The organism is Streptomyces sp. NPDC005931 (assembly GCF_042871235.1).
In the GTDB taxonomy this organism is placed as follows: domain Bacteria; phylum Actinomycetota; class Actinomycetes; order Streptomycetales; family Streptomycetaceae; genus Streptomyces.
Map to the genome: position 1 here is coordinate 25,857 of NZ_JBIAIG010000026.1, position 15,513 is coordinate 41,369.

Here is a 15,513-nt window from a genome sequence, read left to right on the forward strand (position 1 = left end):
ACGGAAAGGACGGGCTGATCAGGTGAGTGATGAGTGTGTATCAGCGGCCTCTGTGCGCGTCAACGGCGCGTGCACCCCGCGTGGCCTGCGGAAACAACGAATTGGCGAGCAAGTTGCGCTCATTGGTCGAGACCGCTGAAGCGCTCCTGGTCACGGCCTGACGGCGGAATGCGACCCCGTAGGCGCGACGGCCCGCGCCGCGGACGAGCGGCACGGCCCGTAAAGGGGTTCGGCCCCTCGGAAGGGGCCGAACGAGTGCATGCGGTGCGGCGGATTGGCCGCTGCTCCTACGGCTGCGCGGGCGGCTGCTGAGCGGGCTGACCCTGCTGATCCGGCTGCGCGTGCTGGGGGTAGCCGTAGCCGGGCTGCGGTCCGCCTGGCTGGGGGTGGGACTGGGCGGGGCTCTGCGGGTAGGGCTGCCCCGGCTGCTGCACCGGTGGCTGCCCCGGCTGGGCATAGGGCTGACCGGGCTGGGGCTGCGGCTGCGGTTGCTGGGCGTACGGGCCGGGGTGACCGGGGACGGGACCGCCCGGGGCCTGCTGGCCGGGAACCGGACCGCTCGGGGCCTGCTGACCGGGAACCTGCGGGTGCCGGCCGGGGAACGGCTGGCCAGGAAGCGGCGGGGCGGCCACCGGCGGCGGGTTGCCGTCGGACGTCCACAGTCCGTGCGACTGCTGGTGGCGGACGAAGTCCTCCGCGACCATCGCCGCGAGGTTGAAGTACGCCTCCCGCACCTTCGGCCGCATCATGTCCAGGTCGACCTCGGCACCGGCGGCCAGGTGCTCGTCGAACGGCACGACGATCACGCCGCGGCACCGTGTCTCGAAGTGCGTCACGATGTCCTCGACCTTGATCATCTTGCCGGTCTCGCGCACCCCCGAGATCACGGTCAGCGAGCGCGAGACGAGGTCCGCGTACCCGTGCGCCGACAGCCAGTCCAGCGTCGTGCTCGCGCTGCTCGCACCGTCGACCGACGGCGTGGAGATGATGATGAGCTGGTCGGCGAGGTCCAGCACCCCGCGCATGGCGCTGTACAGCAGACCCGTGCCGGAGTCGGTGAGGATGATCGGGTACTGCTTGCCCAGGACGTCGATGGCCCGTCGGTAGTCCTCGTCGTTGAACGTCGTCGAGACGGCCGGGTCCACGTCGTTGGCGATGATCTCGAGTCCGGACGGCGCCTGGGACGTGAACCGCCGGATGTCCATGTACGAGTTCAGGTACGGGATCGCCTGGACGAGGTCCCGGATGGTGGCCCCGGTCTCGCGCCGCACCCGGCGGCCGAGCGTACCGGCGTCCGGGTTGGCGTCGATCGCCAGGATCTTGTCCTGGCGCTCGCTGGCTAGGGTGGCGCCGAGCGCGGTGGTCGTGGTCGTCTTGCCCACGCCGCCCTTGAGGCTGATGACCGCGATCCGGTAGCAGGACAGCACCGGCGTACGGATCAGCTCCAACTTCCGCTGCCGCTCGGCCTCTTCCTTCTTCCCGCCCAGTTTGAAACGTGACCCGCCGGCCGCCGGGCGGCTGCTCTTGGCCTTCTGCTTCTTGCTGTTGAGCAGCCGGTCCGAGGACAGCTCCACGGCCGCGGTGTAACCGAGCGGCGCGGCACCTGGGTTGGTCGGCTGCCGCTGATCGTGCTGCATCGGCTGCGGCCACGCGGCCCCGAGCCGGGGATCGACGGGCGGCTGCGTCGGCTGCGCACCGTGCGGTGGGTGTTGCCCGACGTGGGGCGGCTGCCCGGGCACGAATCCCTGCGGAGCCTGAACTTCGGGCTGCGGCTGATGCTGCTGATGCGGCGGCTGATGCGCCTGGGGCTGCGCCTGCGGCGGTACGCCGGGCTGCTGGGCGGGTGCCTGCGGGAAGCCGTAGCCACTGGGCTGGGGCTGGGCTTGGGCGGGGACGTTCGGCTGCTGGGGTTGGGCGGGGGCGTTCGGCTGCTGGGCCTGCTGGGCAGGTGCCTGCGGGAAGCCGTAGCCACTGGGCTGGGGCTGGGCTTGGGCGGGAACGTTCGGCTGCTGGGGTTGCGCGGGAACGTTCGGCTGCTGGGCCTGCTCGGCGGGTGCCTGCGGGAGGCCGTAGCCGCCCTGCGGATAGGGGCTCGGAGCACCGGGCGGCGGGAACCCGTAGCCGGCCTGCGGGTTCGGGGCGGGAACGGGCTGCGTGCCCGGCGTGTTCCAGGCGGCGGGCGCGGGCTGGGGCGCCTGTGGCTGGAACGGCGGCTGCTGCGCGGGCACGGCGGGCGGCTCCTGCGCGGCAACCGGGTGCGGCTGGGCGGGGACGTCGGACTCCGCCGGCTGCGCGGCCGCGGGTGCCGGTGCCTGCGGTGGCTGCGCGGGCCACTGGTGCGCGGGCGCGGGCGCGGCCGGGTACGAGGACGGCACCGGCGGCATGCCCTGCGGCACCGGAGGTGTCCAGGCGGGAGGGGCGTCGGGGGCAGCGGCCGGGACGGCGTCCTGCACCGCGCTGTCCTCCGCAACGGCGGCGGGGGCCCCATCGGTGGGTACCGCGTCGTCCACCGGCCTGGCGTCCTCGGGCTCGACTGCCGTCGGCGCGACGTCCGCGGGCTCGACGGCTGTCGGTGCGACGTCCGTGGGTACGGCGTCTGCCGGTACGGCGTCCGTGGGTACGGCGTCCGCGGGTACCGGGTCCGTGGGTACGGCCTCCGCCGGTACCGCGTCCGTGGGTACGGCGTCCTCCGGCTCGGCCGCGTCGGCCACGGCCTGCTCGGGCTCGCGGTAGGGATCGGCCACCTCGACGACCGTCTCCCCTGCCGCTTCCACGTCCGCCTCTACGTCGGCAGGCGTGCCGTCGCCCTCCGCCGTGACCTCCGGGGCTTCGCCGCTCTCGTCCTCACCGTGGCCCAACACCTCGGCGTCCCCGCCGACGGCAGCAGCGTCGGCGACGTCGACGTCGACGACGTCCTCCTCCTCCGCCCCGGACGCGGACTCCTCCGCGACGTCGGCGCCCTCGGCGTTCGCACCACCGTCCGCCGCCGTCGGGCCGCCCGCGTCGTCGTCACCGTCGGCGGCGTCCTCCTCGCCCGTCCGCTCCTCGATCTCCCGCTTGAGGGCCGCCGCGGAGAAACGAATGGTCGCCCCGCTCTCCAGGTCCCCGTTGCCGGACCCGGCGTCCTCCGTCACCGAAGCGTCCGCCCCGGCAGGGCCCCGCGACGACGGGAACCCGCCGACCGGAATGTTCGGCACGGCCGTGGGAGACGTCTGAGGCTCCTCCCCGGCCGCCTGCCGCTCGGGCTCGAACCCGCTCCCCACCGGCAGTCTGGGCACGGCGACCGGCCCCCCAGCGGGCGGCGGCGGAGGAGCGAAGGGCGCACCGGGCGCGGGCGCCGGAGGCGTGAAGGGGGCGCCCGGAGCGGGCGCAGGCGCGGGCGGAGTGAAAGGCGCCCCCGGCGCCGGCGCCGGAATGGCGGAAGGCCCCGCGGCACCGACCGCGTGCGGCGGCGGCGTCAGCCCCGGCAGCGGGGGCACGGGCCCGTTGGGCACGAACGGAGCGGCGGCACCCGCCGCAGAAGAGCCCCCGGGCGAAGAACCCGCCGGAGCGGAGGTTCCGGAAGCGGAATGTGTCGGTGCCGCCTCCGCCGCTGCAGACGCCCCGGACTGCCCGGAGGAAGAAGCGGAGGAAGGCGACGAGCCCGCCCCCGACTCCGCCGAACCCCCCGAGGCGTTCTGCGTATACCAGGCCGGCGGTGCGTAGTCGATGGTGAACTCGCCCGTCGTCTCGACGGCGGACTCCGCGTCGGGCTGGTCATCGCCGGGTGTCGCCCAGCCCCCGCGCGTCCCGTCCCGATCGCTGCTCACAGTTCCTCCTGGTGTGGTCGAGCACCCTTGTGCCGTGCTGGGGCGTCCGAACCCGGCCCTCCCCGTAGGACGCCGATGCCCGTGCCACGGGTTCTGGCGTCGCGCCGAGGCCCAGCCTAATCACGAGTAGCCCCACCCCGGCAGCCCCGCCCACCCCTCACCGCCCGTCAACTCACCCCACAGACGCCGGTCAAGAGCCGTACAGGTTCGCAACTTCAGGGGCAAATTCGCTCAACCATGCCATGACGGTCAGACGGTCACCTGGTCAACTGGTCAACTGACCGTCACACCAATCCATCTGACGAGTGACTCACACAAAGGCCGCCGGACCTTCACCCGTTGAGCACCGACGCGTCCGGAGACAACCCGGTGCCGCCCCGGAACGGCCGAACGGGCGGCGCGCACCGCCCCTTGCGCGCACCGCCCGTCCAAGGCCGCTCACTCACGCCGGCTCACCCGGCGGCAGTCTCCTCGCCGCCCCGCTCCGGCTCGAGGTCGAACTCCCCGTCCCGCGCCCCCAGCACGAAGGCCCGCCACTCGGCCTCCGTGTACCGCAGCACCGTGTCCGGGTCGAGCGAGGACCGCATGGCCACGGCACCGCCGGGCAGGTAGGCGATCTCGACGCGCTCCTCGTGTTCCTCGGTGCCCGGCGCGCTGTGCCACTCGACGCCGGAGATGTCCAGGGCGTAGAGCTCGTCCTTCTCCCGCTCCTTGCGTGCCTTGATCTCTTCAGCCGTCTCCGCCATGCCGCAGCGACCCCTTCCCGACGTACCAACGGTCCGAGCGCTCACCCTAGTGGCCCTCGCCGTCCCACCTGGGCGGTTCCGCGGACCGGGGTCGGGAGGGCAGCCACCGGCTGGTACCCTGGCTGACGGCCGTATGTGTACGCACCCCCGGAGCGCTCGCTCTGGAGGCCGCGCCCAGCGGATCCCGCCTTCCGAGTCACGGAAGATCCCCCGAGAGGAAGACCGGGGGCACTCGGTGGCCACTCACAGACTATGAGGAGTACGCGTGTCGCTCGACGCCGCTACGAAGAAGCAGATCATCTCCGAGTTCGGTACCAAGGAGGGTGACACCGGCTCCCCCGAGGTCCAGGTCGCTCTGCTGTCCCGTCGGATCTCCGACCTGACCGAGCACCTCAAGACCCACAAGCACGACCACCACTCCCGCCGTGGTCTGCTCATCCTGGTCGGTCAGCGCCGCCGGCTGCTGCAGTACCTCGCCAAGAAGGACATCCAGCGCTTCCGTGCGCTGGTCGACCGCCTGGGCATCCGCCGCGGTGCGGCGGGCGCCAAGTAAGACGCCGTGAGGGGAGCGGTTCCCTTGGGAAAAGGGGACCGCTCCCTTTGCTGTACGTGCGGAGTGTCACCACCCCTTTGTAGTGTGGTAGCACAACGCAAGAGGCACGACTCAGCGTGATGACCCGTGCCCGAACGGGTACGCGGCCATCACGGACGTCATGACGGACGTCGACACCGACGTCACGCACGACGACGAGGAGAAGCGCACCTCGCCGCCGCCGGTCCTCGGTAGTGGCCCCCGGGCGAGTGAACCCGGGTGCTTCGATCGAAGACCGGCCCGCACCAGACGGAGCGCTTCTCCGCACACCGTCCCCCACGCCACACGGGCGAGGCGGGACGAAAGACGACAAGTAACGGAGAAAACGCTAGTGGAGAACGAGACCCACTACGCCGAGGCCGTCATCGACAACGGCTCCTTCGGCACCCGCACCATCCGCTTCGAGACGGGCCGCCTGGCCAAGCAGGCCGCAGGCTCCGCCGTGGCCTACCTGGACGACGACACCATGGTGCTGTCGGCCACCACCGCCTCCAAGAACCCCAAGGATCAGCTCGACTTCTTCCCCCTCACGGTGGACGTCGAGGAGCGGATGTACGCCGCCGGCAAGATCCCCGGCAGCTTCTTCCGCCGCGAGGGCCGGCCCTCAGAGGACGCCATCCTCACCTGCCGCCTCATCGACCGCCCGCTGCGCCCGTCCTTCAAGAAGGGCCTGCGCAACGAGATCCAGGTCGTCGCCACGATCATGGCACTCAACCCCGACCACCTGTACGACGTCGTGGCGATCAACGCCGCCTCCGCGTCCACGCAGCTGGCCGGCCTGCCCTTCTCCGGCCCGATCGGCGGCGTCCGCGTCGCGCTGATCCGCGGCCAGTGGGTCGCCTTCCCCACGCACACCGAGCTCGAGGACGCCGTCTTCGACATGGTCGTCGCGGGCCGCACCCTGGAGGACGGCGACGTCGCGATCATGATGGTCGAGGCCGAGGCCACCGAGAAGACCGTCAAGCTGGTCGAGGGCGGTGCCGAGGCCCCCACCGAGGAGGTCGTCGCCGCCGGTCTGGACGCCGCGAAGCCCTTCATCAAGGTGCTCTGCAAGGCGCAGGCCGACCTCGCCGCCAAGGCCGCCAAGCCGACCGCCGAGTTCCCGATCTTCCTGGACTACCAGGACGACGTCCTCGAGGCACTGACCGCCGCCGTCAAGCCCGAGCTCACCCAGGCGCTCACCATCGCCGGCAAGCAGGAGCGCGAGGCCGAGCTCGACCGCGTCAAGCAGCTCGCCGCCGAGAAGCTCCTGCCGGAGTTCGAGGGCCGCGAGAAGGAGATCTCCGCCGCGTACCGCTCGCTCACCAAGCAGCTGGTCCGCGAGCGCGTGATCAAGGAGAAGAAGCGCATCGACGGGCGCGGACTCACCGACATCCGCACCCTGGCCGCCGAGGTCGAGGCCATCCCGCGGGTCCACGGCTCCGCCGTGTTCGAACGTGGCGAGACCCAGATCCTGGGCGTCACCACCCTGAACATGCTCCGCATGGAACAGCAGCTGGACACCCTCTCCCCGGTGACCCGCAAGCGCTACATGCACAACTACAACTTCCCGCCGTACTCCACCGGCGAGACCGGCCGCGTCGGCTCCCCGAAGCGCCGCGAGATCGGCCACGGCGCCCTCGCCGAGCGCGCCCTGATCCCGGTCCTGCCGGCCCGCGAGGACTTCCCCTACGCGATCCGCCAGGTCTCCGAGGCCCTCAGCTCGAACGGCTCGACGTCCATGGGCTCGGTCTGCGCCTCCACCATGTCGCTGCTGAACGCCGGTGTGCCCCTGAGGGCGCCGGTCGCCGGTATCGCCATGGGCCTGATCTCCGAGGAGATCGAGGGCGAGACCCACTACGTCACCCTCACCGACATCCTCGGTGCGGAGGACGCCTTCGGCGACATGGACTTCAAGGTCGCAGGCACCAAGGAGTTCGTGACCGCCCTCCAGCTCGACACCAAGCTGGACGGCATCCCCGCCTCCGTCCTGGCCGCCGCCCTCAAGCAGGCCCGCGACGCCCGCCTCCACATCCTCGACGTGATGATGGAAGCGATCGACACGCCGGACGAGATGTCCCCCAACGCCCCGCGGATCATCACCGTGAAGATCCCCGTGGACAAGATCGGCGAGGTCATCGGCCCCAAGGGCAAGATGATCAACCAGATCCAGGAGGACACCGGCGCCGAGATCACCATCGAGGACGACGGCACCATCTACATCGGTGCCGCCGACGGCCCCTCCGCCGAGGCCGCCCGCGCCACCATCAACGGCATCGCCAACCCGACGATGCCCGAGGTCGGCGAGCGCTACCTCGGTACGGTCGTCAAGACGACCACCTTCGGTGCGTTCGTCTCCCTGCTCCCGGGCAAGGACGGTCTGCTGCACATCTCGCAGATCCGCAAGCTGGCCGGTGGCAAGCGCGTGGAGAACGTCGAGGACGTCCTCGGTGTGGGCCAGAAGGTCCAGGTCGAGATCGCCGAGATCGACTCCCGCGGCAAGCTCTCCCTGATCCCCGTGATCGAGGGCGAGGACTCCTCCGACGAGACCAAGAAGGACGACGCCGACAAGTGACGTCCCGTAGCTCGAAGGCGACGGCCCGCACCTCTCCGGAGGCGCGGGCCGTCGCCCGTACCCAAACCCTCATCAAGGGCGAGAACGGCATCGGCACGGTCCGCAGGACCACCCTCCCCGGTGGCCTGCGCATCGTCACCGAGACCCTGCCCTCGGTCCGCTCGGCGACCTTCGGCATCTGGGCGCACGTCGGCTCCCGCGACGAGACCCCGGCCCTCAACGGCGCCACCCACTACCTGGAGCACCTGCTCTTCAAGGGCACGGCCCGCCGCTCGGCCCTGGACATCTCCTCGGCGATCGACGCCGTGGGCGGCGAGATGAACGCCTTCACGGCGAAGGAGTACACGTGCTACTACGCGCGTGTGCTCGACACCGACCTGCCGCTCGCCATCGACGTGGTGTGCGACATGCTCACCGGCTCCGTGATCCGGGAGGAGGACGTCGACGTGGAGCGCGGCGCCATCCTCGAAGAGATCGCGATGACCGAGGACGACCCGGGCGACTGCGTGCACGACCTGTTCGCGCACACCATGTTCGGCGAGAACCCTCTCGGCCGCCCCGTGCTCGGCACCGTGGACACGGTCAACGCCCTCACCGCCGACCGTATCCGCCGCTTCTACAGGAAGCACTACGACCCCACCCACCTGGTCGTCGCCTGCGCCGGCAACATTGACCACAGCAAGGTCGTGCGGCAGGTCCGCGCCGCCTTCGAGAAGGCCGGCGCCTTCAAGGACTACGAGGCCGAGCCGATCGCCCCGCGCGGCGGACGGCGCGCCCTGCGCACCGCGGGCCGGGTGGAACTGGTCGACCGCAGGACCGAGCAGGCCCACATCGTGTTCGGCATGCCGGGCCTGGCCCGCACCGACGAGCGCCGCTGGGCCCTCGGCGTGCTCAACACCGCCCTCGGCGGCGGCATGTCCTCCCGCCTGTTCCAGGAGGTCCGCGAGAAGCGCGGCCTCGCCTACAGCGTGTACTCGTACACCTCCGGCTTCGCCGACTGCGGCCTGTTCGGCGTGTACGCGGGCTGCAGGCCGTCGCAGGTCCACGACGTGCTGAAGATCTGCCGCGACGAGCTCGACCACGTCGCCGAGCACGGGCTCTCGGACGACGAGATAGGGCGCGCCATCGGCCAGCTCCAGGGTTCCACCGTCCTCGGCCTGGAGGACACCGGCGCGCTGATGAACCGTATCGGCAAGAGCGAACTGTGCTGGGGCGAGCAGATGTCGGTCGACGACATGCTGGCCCGGATAGCCTCGGTCACCCCGGACGACGTCCGGTCGGTCGCCCGGGACGTCCTGGGGCGGCGGCCCTCGCTGTCGGTCATCGGCCCGCTCAAGGACAAGCAGGCGTCCCGACTGCACGACGCCGTCGCCTAACCCACCCCGGTAAGGAAGCAACAGACATGAGCAAGCTGCGCGTGGCGGTCCTCGGAGCCAAGGGCCGGATCGGGTCCGAGGCGGTACGGGCGGTCGAGGCCGCCGAGGACATGGAACTGGTGGCCGCCCTCGGCCGGGGCGACAAGCTGGAGACCCTCGCCGAGACCGGCGCCCAGGTCGCCGTCGAGCTGACCACCCCCGCCTCGGTCATGGGCAACCTCGACTTCTGCGTGCGCCACGGCATCCACGCCGTCGTCGGCACCACCGGCTGGACCGACGACCGCCTCGCGCAGCTCAAGGGCTGGCTCGACCAGTCCCCGGAGACGGGCGTCCTCATCGCGCCGAACTTCTCCATCGGCGCTGTCCTCACCATGAAGTTCGCGCAGATCGCCGCCCCGTACTTCGAGTCCGTCGAGATCGTCGAGCTGCACCACCCGAACAAGGTCGACGCCCCCAGTGGCACCGCCACGCGCACCGCCCAGCTCATCGCCGAAGCCCGCGCCAGGGCAGGCAGCGCCCCCGCGCCGGACGCCACGGTCACCGCCCTGGACGGCGCCCGGGGGGCCAACGTCGACGGCGTCCCGGTGCACGCGGTCCGGCTGCGCGGCCTGCTGGCCCACCAGGAGGTCCTGCTCGGCGGCGAGGGGGAGACGCTCACCGTCCGGCACGACTCCCTGCACCACAGCAGCTTCATGCCGGGCATCCTGCTCGGCGCCCGCCGCGTGGTGACCACTCCCGGCCTGACCTTCGGCCTGGAACACTTCCTGGACCTGAACTGAGCCCCGAACCCACCCCATGCGCGCGAAGATCTCCTACGCCGTCACGGCCGCCGTCCTGGTCGTCTACTTCGTCCTGGTCGGCAGCCGCGGCGTGCTGCTCATCGAGGCCGGCACACCGCTCACCGTGGCCTTCGGGGTCGCCGTCCTGATCCTGCCGGTCATCGGTGTGTGGTTCCTGTGGAAGAACACCGAGTTCGTCCGCGACGCCAACCGGCTCGCCGCCGAACTCGGCGCCGAGGGCGGCCTGCCCGTCGACGAGCTGAAACGCCTGCCCAGCGGCCGCGTCGACCGCGACTCGGCCGACGAGGTGTTCGCCCGTCGCAAGGCCGAGACGGAAGCGGCCCCCGACGACTGGCGCAGCTGGTTCCGCCTCGCGGTCGCGTACCACGACGCCCGCGACACCCCGCGCGCACGCAAGGCCATGCAGCGGGCCATCGCCCTGCGCAAGATCTCACCATGAGATCGGGCGCGCCGCGACCGGGCGCCGGGCCGCGCGGCCGGCTGCGGCCCACCGAAACGCCCCGGGGCCCGGTCCGCACCTGCGGACCGGGCCCCGGCTCATGGCGGGCTCAGGCGCGCCGGTGTTCGTCGGCCCACGCCTCCACCGCGTCGGCCGCCCGGTCGAAGGCCACGTCCCGGCCCAGGAAGTCCGCGTTGTGGGTGGTCAGCACCGGCGGAGGGGCGTCGGCGCCCCGCCCCTGCCGCACGAGGAGCAGCGCCTGTCCCTGCACCGTCCGCGGCAGGCCCAGCAGTCGCACCGGCTGCTGCACCGTGCGCACCGAGACCACCTGTCCCCAGGGCACCGTCCGAGTGCTCAGGAAGCCCACGTGACGCAGCCCCTGGGCGCTCACCCACACCCCCATCCGCAGCATCCGCAGCGCGCAGGCGATCACGGCCAGCGCGATCATGAAGACCACCCCGGCCGACGACAGCGGTGCCGTCGCCGCGATGATCACGCCCGCGAACAGCACGAACGAGGCGAGCAGCAGCAGAAGCGCCGCGGCCCCCACCCGCCACGGCCCCGGGCGGTACGGGCGGCGCCAGCGGTCACGGTCGTCGAACGGCAACGCGACGTCGTCCGCCGTCTCGAAGGCGCGGTCGGCCGTCAGGAAGGCAAGGGGCACGGCTGGTCCTCACTCGATCCATGCGTGGGCAGTGCCCGGTGAGGCTACCGATCTGTGTCCCCCGTCACCACCCTCGGGGGGCCGGATGGAGTCAGCGCCGCCGGCCCGCGCGGTTCAGCGCCCGTCGGTCGCCTGCGACTGCTGCGTCGCCGTGCCCGGCCGGTCGACGGACAGCGCGGGTGTTCCGATGACCAGGGCTCCCACCAGCCCGGCCACGACGGTCAGACCCAGCAGCCAGCGCCGGGCCAACTCGGCGGCGGACGCCCGCTCACGGGGTGGGGGAGTGACATTGCTGCGGAACCTGTCGGCCTCGGCGAGAAAGGCGAACGGTACGGGCTCGCGCCGACCGGACATCAGGGACACGGCTCCTTTCGGGGATCGAACGAACAACTCTCACCAACACAGACGAACGGACATCGCAAAAGGTGCCGATCATCCGGGAGAACTCGCACGGCAGCCGGCTCCCGGCCCGCCGCGACCGCCCCGTAGAGTGGGCGCCGCACTGCAGTTGTGATGGAAGGACCCCCTTGACCTCCGCCGACGACCTCAAGCCCAGCTTCCGCAGCGATGTGACCGTCGAGCTGGTCAAGCACACGGCCTCCGACGCCGATGTGCTGTTCGCCGCCCGCGTCTCGACCGTCGGCGAGCAGTCGCTGGAGGAACTGGACAAGGACCCCGAGCGCTCCAAGGGCCTGATCAACTACCTGATGCGGGACCGCCACGGCAGCCCCTTCGAGCACAACTCGATGACCTTCTTCATCAGCGCCCCGATCTTCGTCTTCCGCGAGTTCATGCGGCACCGCGTGGGCTGGTCGTACAACGAGGAGTCGGGCCGCTACCGGGAGCTCCAGCCGGTCTTCTACGTCCCCGACGAGTCCCGCAAACTGGTCCAGGAGGGCCGCCCGGGCAAGTACCGCTTCGTCGAGGGCACCCAGGCCCAGCAGGAGCTGGTCGGCCGTGTCATGGAGGACTCCTACCGGCAGTCCTACGAGGCCTACCAGGAGATGCTCGCCGCCGGCGTCGCCCGCGAGGTCGCCCGCGCGGTGCTCCCCGTCGGCCTGTACTCCTCGATGTACGCCACCTGCAACGCCCGCTCGCTGATGCACTTCCTCGGACTGCGCACCCAGCACGAGCTGGCCAGGGTCCCGTCCTTCCCGCAGCGGGAGATCGAGATGGTCGGCGAGAAGATGGAGGCCGAGTGGGCCCGCCTCATGCCGCTCACGTACGACGCCTTCAACGCCAACGGACGCGTGGCCCCGTAGCACGTCGTCCGTCCCGCAGCGAGCACACATGTGCGGGCCGGCCCTGCGAAGTGTCCGTATTGCGGCATTTCGAGAAGTTCATCTAGCCTGATCAAAGGGACCCGGTACTGCTTGAACCCCCGAGCAGGCAGTGCCGGGCTCCTCCCTCTTCGCCCCGACTTGTCGGCCAACCCGAGGGCAGACCCCGCCCTGCGCAACGAGTAGCGTGTAACCCATGGCTCCGACCTCCACTCCGCAGACCCCCTTCGGGCGGGTCCTCACCGCCATGGTCACGCCCTTCACGGCGGACGGCGCACTCGACCTCGACGGCGCACAGCGGCTCGCCACCCACCTGGTGGACGCAGGCAACGACGGCCTGATCATCAACGGCACCACCGGCGAGTCGCCCACCACCAGCGACGCGGAGAAATCGGATCTCGTACGAGCGGTCCTGGAGGCGGTCGGCGACCGCGCCCACGTCGTGGCCGGAGTCGGCACCAACGACACCCACCACAGCATCGAACTGGCCCGTGCCGCGGAGCGCACCGGCGCGCACGGCCTGCTCGTCGTCACCCCGTACTACAACAAGCCCCCGCAGGAGGGCCTCCACCGGCACTTCACGGCCGTCGCGGACGCGACGGAACTGCCGGTCATGCTCTACGACATCCCCGGCCGCAGCGGCGTCCCGATCAACACGGAGACGCTGGTCCGGCTCGCCGAGCACCCGCGGATCGTCGCCAACAAGGACGCCAAGGGCGACCTGGGCCGCGCCAGCTGGGCCATCACCCGCTCCGGCCTCGCCTGGTACTCAGGCGACGACATGCTGAACCTGCCCCTGCTCTCCGTGGGTGCCGTCGGCTTCGTCTCCGTGGTCGGCCACCTGGTCACACCCGAACTGCGCGCCCTGGTCGAGGCGTACACCTCGGGAGACGTCCAGAAGGCCACCGAGATCCACCAGAAGCTGCTCCCCGTCTACACGGGCATGTTCCGGACCCAGGGCGTCATGACGACCAAGGCGGCGCTCGCCCTCAAGGGCCTGCCCGCCGGACCCCTGCGGCTCCCCATGGCCGAGTGCACGCCGGAAGAGATCGAGCAGCTCAAGATCGATCTTGCCGCCGGCGGGGTACAGCTCTGACAACAGGCTTCGCGCGACGCTCGCGCACGGACTTCACAACTGAATAGGCGGGCCACCGATGCCCGCACCCCACAACAACAACTGCTTCTGCACGAACGTCATGCGCGCCACGTGCCCATCGGTACGTGGCGCGTGTGGTGAGGAGAGTCTTTTGAGTCATCCGCATCCTGAACTCGGCCCGCCCCCTCCGCTTCCTGCCGGCGGCCTGCGGGTCACCCCGCTCGGTGGCCTCGGCGAGATCGGCCGGAACATGACGGTCTTCGAGTACGGCGGCCGCCTGCTGATCGTCGACTGCGGAGTGCTCTTCCCCGAGGAGGAGCAGCCCGGAATCGACCTGATCCTGCCGGATTTCTCGTCCATCCGGGACCGCCTCGACGACATCGAGGGCATCGTCCTCACCCATGGCCACGAGGACCACATCGGCGGTGTCCCCTTCCTCCTGCGCGAGAAGCCGGACATCCCGCTGATCGGCTCCAAGCTGACCCTCGCCCTCATCGAGGCGAAGCTCCAGGAGCACCGCATCCGCCCCTACACCCTCGAGGTGGCCGAGGGGCATCGCGAGCGCATCGGCCCGTTCGACTGCGAGTTCATCGCCGTCAACCACTCCATCCCGGACGCGCTCGCCGTGGCCGTCCGCACCCCCGCGGGCATGGTGGTCCACACCGGCGACTTCAAGATGGACCAGCTCCCGCTGGACAACCGCCTCACGGACCTCCACGCGTTCGCCCGGCTCAGCGAGGAAGGCATCGACCTCCTCCTGTCCGACTCCACCAACGCCGAGGTCCCGGGCTTCACCCCGCACGAGAGGGACATCTCCAACGTCCTGCGGCAGGTCTTCGCCGGCGCCCGCAAGCGGATCATCGTGGCGAGTTTCGCCAGCCACGTCCACCGCATCCAGCAGATCCTGGACGCGGCCCACGAGTACGGCCGCCGGGTCGCCTTCGTCGGGCGCTCCATGGTCCGCAACATGGGCATCGCGCGTGACCTCGGCTACCTCAGGGTCCCACCGGGCCTGGTCGTGGACGTGAAGACGCTGGACGACCTGCCCGACAGCGAGGTGGTCCTGGTCTGCACGGGCTCGCAGGGCGAACCCATGGCCGCCCTGTCCCGCATGGCCAACCGCGACCACCAGATCCGCATCGTCGAGGGTGACACGGTGATCCTGGCGTCGTCACTCATCCCCGGCAACGAGAACGCGGTGTACCGCGTGATCAACGGCCTGACCCGCTGGGGCGCCAACGTCGTCCACAAGGGCAACGCCAAGGTCCACGTCTCGGGGCACGCCTCCGCGGGCGAACTGCTGTACTTCTACAACATCTGCCGTCCGCGCAACCTGATGCCGGTCCACGGCGAATGGCGTCATCTGCGCGCCAACGCGGAACTGGGTGCCATGACCGGTGTCCCGCACGACCGCATCGTCATCGCGGAGGACGGTGTGGCTGTCGACCTCGTCGAGGGCAAGGCCAGGATCTCCGGCAAGGTCCAGGCGGGATACGTCTACGTCGACGGCCTCTCCGTCGGTGACGTCGGCGAGCCCGCCCTGAAGGACCGCAAGATCCTCGGCGACGAGGGCATCATCTCGGTCTTCGTGGTCATCGACTCCTCCACCGGCAAGATCACCGGTGGCCCGCACGTGCAGGCCCGCGGCTCCGGCATCGAGGACTCCGCGTTCGGTGAGGTGATCCCGAGGATCACCGAGGTCCTGGAGCGCTCGGCCCAGGACGGTGTCGTCGAACCCCACCAGATGCAGCAGCTGGTCCGCCGCACGCTGGGCAAGTGGGTGTCCGACACCTATCGCCGCCGGCCGATGATCCTGCCCGTGGTGGTCGAGGTCTGACGGTCCGTCGGACCTCGCGCACGAGCCAAGTGGGAGCGGGGCCCCCCGATTTGCATCGGGGCGCCCCGCTCCAGTACGTTTACAACTCCCCCCGATCGGGAACCCGACCGCCTCGTGCGTCGGAACCAGTCCCCGGAGGAGCGGGAAATCCGACTCAGAATCTCTGATAAAGTCGGGTCCGCCGGAAAGGGAAACGCGAAAGCGGGAACCTGGAAAGCACCGAGGAAATCGGATCGGAAAGATCTGATAGAGTCGGAAACGCAAGACCGAAGGGAAGCGCCCGGAGGAAAGCCCGAGAGGGTGAGTACGAAGGAAGCGTC

Annotated in this window: 12 protein-coding genes; 8 read left to right on the forward strand and 4 right to left on the reverse strand. The window is 70.6% G+C overall.

The window, feature by feature from the left end; translation table 11 throughout:
- Nucleotides 1–287: 287 nt before the first annotated feature.
- Complete coding sequence (locus tag ACFYOV_RS32640; RefSeq protein WP_389094088.1) at nt 288–3,809, reverse strand: SCO5717 family growth-regulating ATPase; 3,522 nt, start codon at nt 3,807–3,809, stop codon at nt 288–290.
- Between the two features lie 452 nt (nt 3,810–4,261).
- Complete coding sequence (locus ACFYOV_RS32645; protein ID WP_389094090.1) at nt 4,262–4,555, reverse strand: DUF397 domain-containing protein; 294 nt, start codon at nt 4,553–4,555, stop codon at nt 4,262–4,264.
- A 265-nt stretch (nt 4,556–4,820) separates the two neighbouring features.
- Between ACFYOV_RS32645 and rpsO the strand changes: the two genes are divergently transcribed.
- From rpsO to ACFYOV_RS32670, 5 genes are all read left to right on the forward strand, one after another.
- The gene (gene rpsO / locus ACFYOV_RS32650) at nt 4,821–5,108 is read left to right on the forward strand and encodes a 30S ribosomal protein S15 (RefSeq protein WP_004982702.1); all 288 of its coding nucleotides are present in this window, start codon (nt 4,821–4,823) and stop codon (nt 5,106–5,108) included.
- A 370-nt stretch (nt 5,109–5,478) separates the two neighbouring features.
- Nucleotides 5,479–7,701, forward strand: a complete 2,223-nt coding sequence (locus ACFYOV_RS32655; protein WP_389094092.1) for a polyribonucleotide nucleotidyltransferase — start codon at nt 5,479–5,481, stop codon at nt 7,699–7,701.
- A complete protein-coding gene (locus ACFYOV_RS32660; RefSeq protein WP_389094094.1) occupies nt 7,698–9,077 on the forward strand; it encodes a M16 family metallopeptidase in 1,380 nt (459 codons plus the stop codon). Before ACFYOV_RS32655 ends, ACFYOV_RS32660 begins: the two co-directional genes overlap by 4 nt.
- 26 nt (nt 9,078–9,103) lie before the next feature.
- Nucleotides 9,104–9,856, forward strand: coding sequence for a 4-hydroxy-tetrahydrodipicolinate reductase (gene dapB, locus ACFYOV_RS32665; RefSeq protein ID WP_389094096.1), 753 nt, complete (start codon nt 9,104–9,106; stop codon nt 9,854–9,856).
- Between the two features lie 16 nt (nt 9,857–9,872).
- Nucleotides 9,873–10,316 (forward strand): hypothetical protein, encoded by a 444-nt coding sequence (locus ACFYOV_RS32670; RefSeq protein WP_389094098.1) that lies wholly within the window; start codon nt 9,873–9,875, stop codon nt 10,314–10,316.
- A 109-nt stretch (nt 10,317–10,425) separates the two neighbouring features.
- Here ACFYOV_RS32670 and ACFYOV_RS32675 read toward each other — a convergent pair whose 3' ends face one another.
- Nucleotides 10,426–10,980 (reverse strand): PH domain-containing protein, encoded by a 555-nt coding sequence (locus tag ACFYOV_RS32675; RefSeq protein WP_389094100.1) that lies wholly within the window; start codon nt 10,978–10,980, stop codon nt 10,426–10,428.
- A gap of 114 nt (nt 10,981–11,094) precedes the next feature.
- A complete protein-coding gene (locus tag ACFYOV_RS32680) occupies nt 11,095–11,334 on the reverse strand; it encodes a hypothetical protein (RefSeq protein WP_389094102.1) in 240 nt (79 codons plus the stop codon).
- A 173-nt stretch (nt 11,335–11,507) separates the two neighbouring features.
- Between ACFYOV_RS32680 and thyX the strand changes: the two genes are divergently transcribed.
- The 3 genes from thyX (at nt 11,508) to ACFYOV_RS32695 (ending at nt 15,193) form a co-directional block, all read left to right on the forward strand.
- Complete coding sequence (gene thyX / locus ACFYOV_RS32685) at nt 11,508–12,242, forward strand: FAD-dependent thymidylate synthase (RefSeq protein WP_389094104.1); 735 nt, start codon at nt 11,508–11,510, stop codon at nt 12,240–12,242.
- A gap of 214 nt (nt 12,243–12,456) precedes the next feature.
- The gene (gene dapA / locus ACFYOV_RS32690) at nt 12,457–13,356 is read left to right on the forward strand and encodes a 4-hydroxy-tetrahydrodipicolinate synthase (protein WP_389094106.1); all 900 of its coding nucleotides are present in this window, start codon (nt 12,457–12,459) and stop codon (nt 13,354–13,356) included.
- A 151-nt stretch (nt 13,357–13,507) separates the two neighbouring features.
- On the forward strand, nt 13,508–15,193 hold the full coding sequence (locus tag ACFYOV_RS32695) for a ribonuclease J (RefSeq protein ID WP_389094108.1): 1,686 nt from the start codon (nt 13,508–13,510) through the stop codon (nt 15,191–15,193).
- Nucleotides 15,194–15,513 lie beyond the last annotated feature (320 nt).

Bases quoted from the DNA above. Each gene is read 5' to 3' on its own strand.
- dapB (WP_389094096.1), top strand. From the start codon at position 9,104: ATGAGCAAGCTGCGCGTGGCGGTCCTCGGAGCCAAGGGCCGGATCGGG.
- dapA (WP_389094106.1), top strand. From the start codon at position 12,457: ATGGCTCCGACCTCCACTCCGCAGACCCCCTTCGGGCGGGTCCTCACC.
- ACFYOV_RS32645 (WP_389094090.1), bottom strand. From the start codon at position 4,555: ATGGCGGAGACGGCTGAAGAGATCAAGGCACGCAAGGAGCGGGAGAAG.
- ACFYOV_RS32670 (WP_389094098.1), top strand. From the start codon at position 9,873: ATGCGCGCGAAGATCTCCTACGCCGTCACGGCCGCCGTCCTGGTCGTC.
- ACFYOV_RS32680 (WP_389094102.1), bottom strand. From the start codon at position 11,334: ATGTCCGGTCGGCGCGAGCCCGTACCGTTCGCCTTTCTCGCCGAGGCC.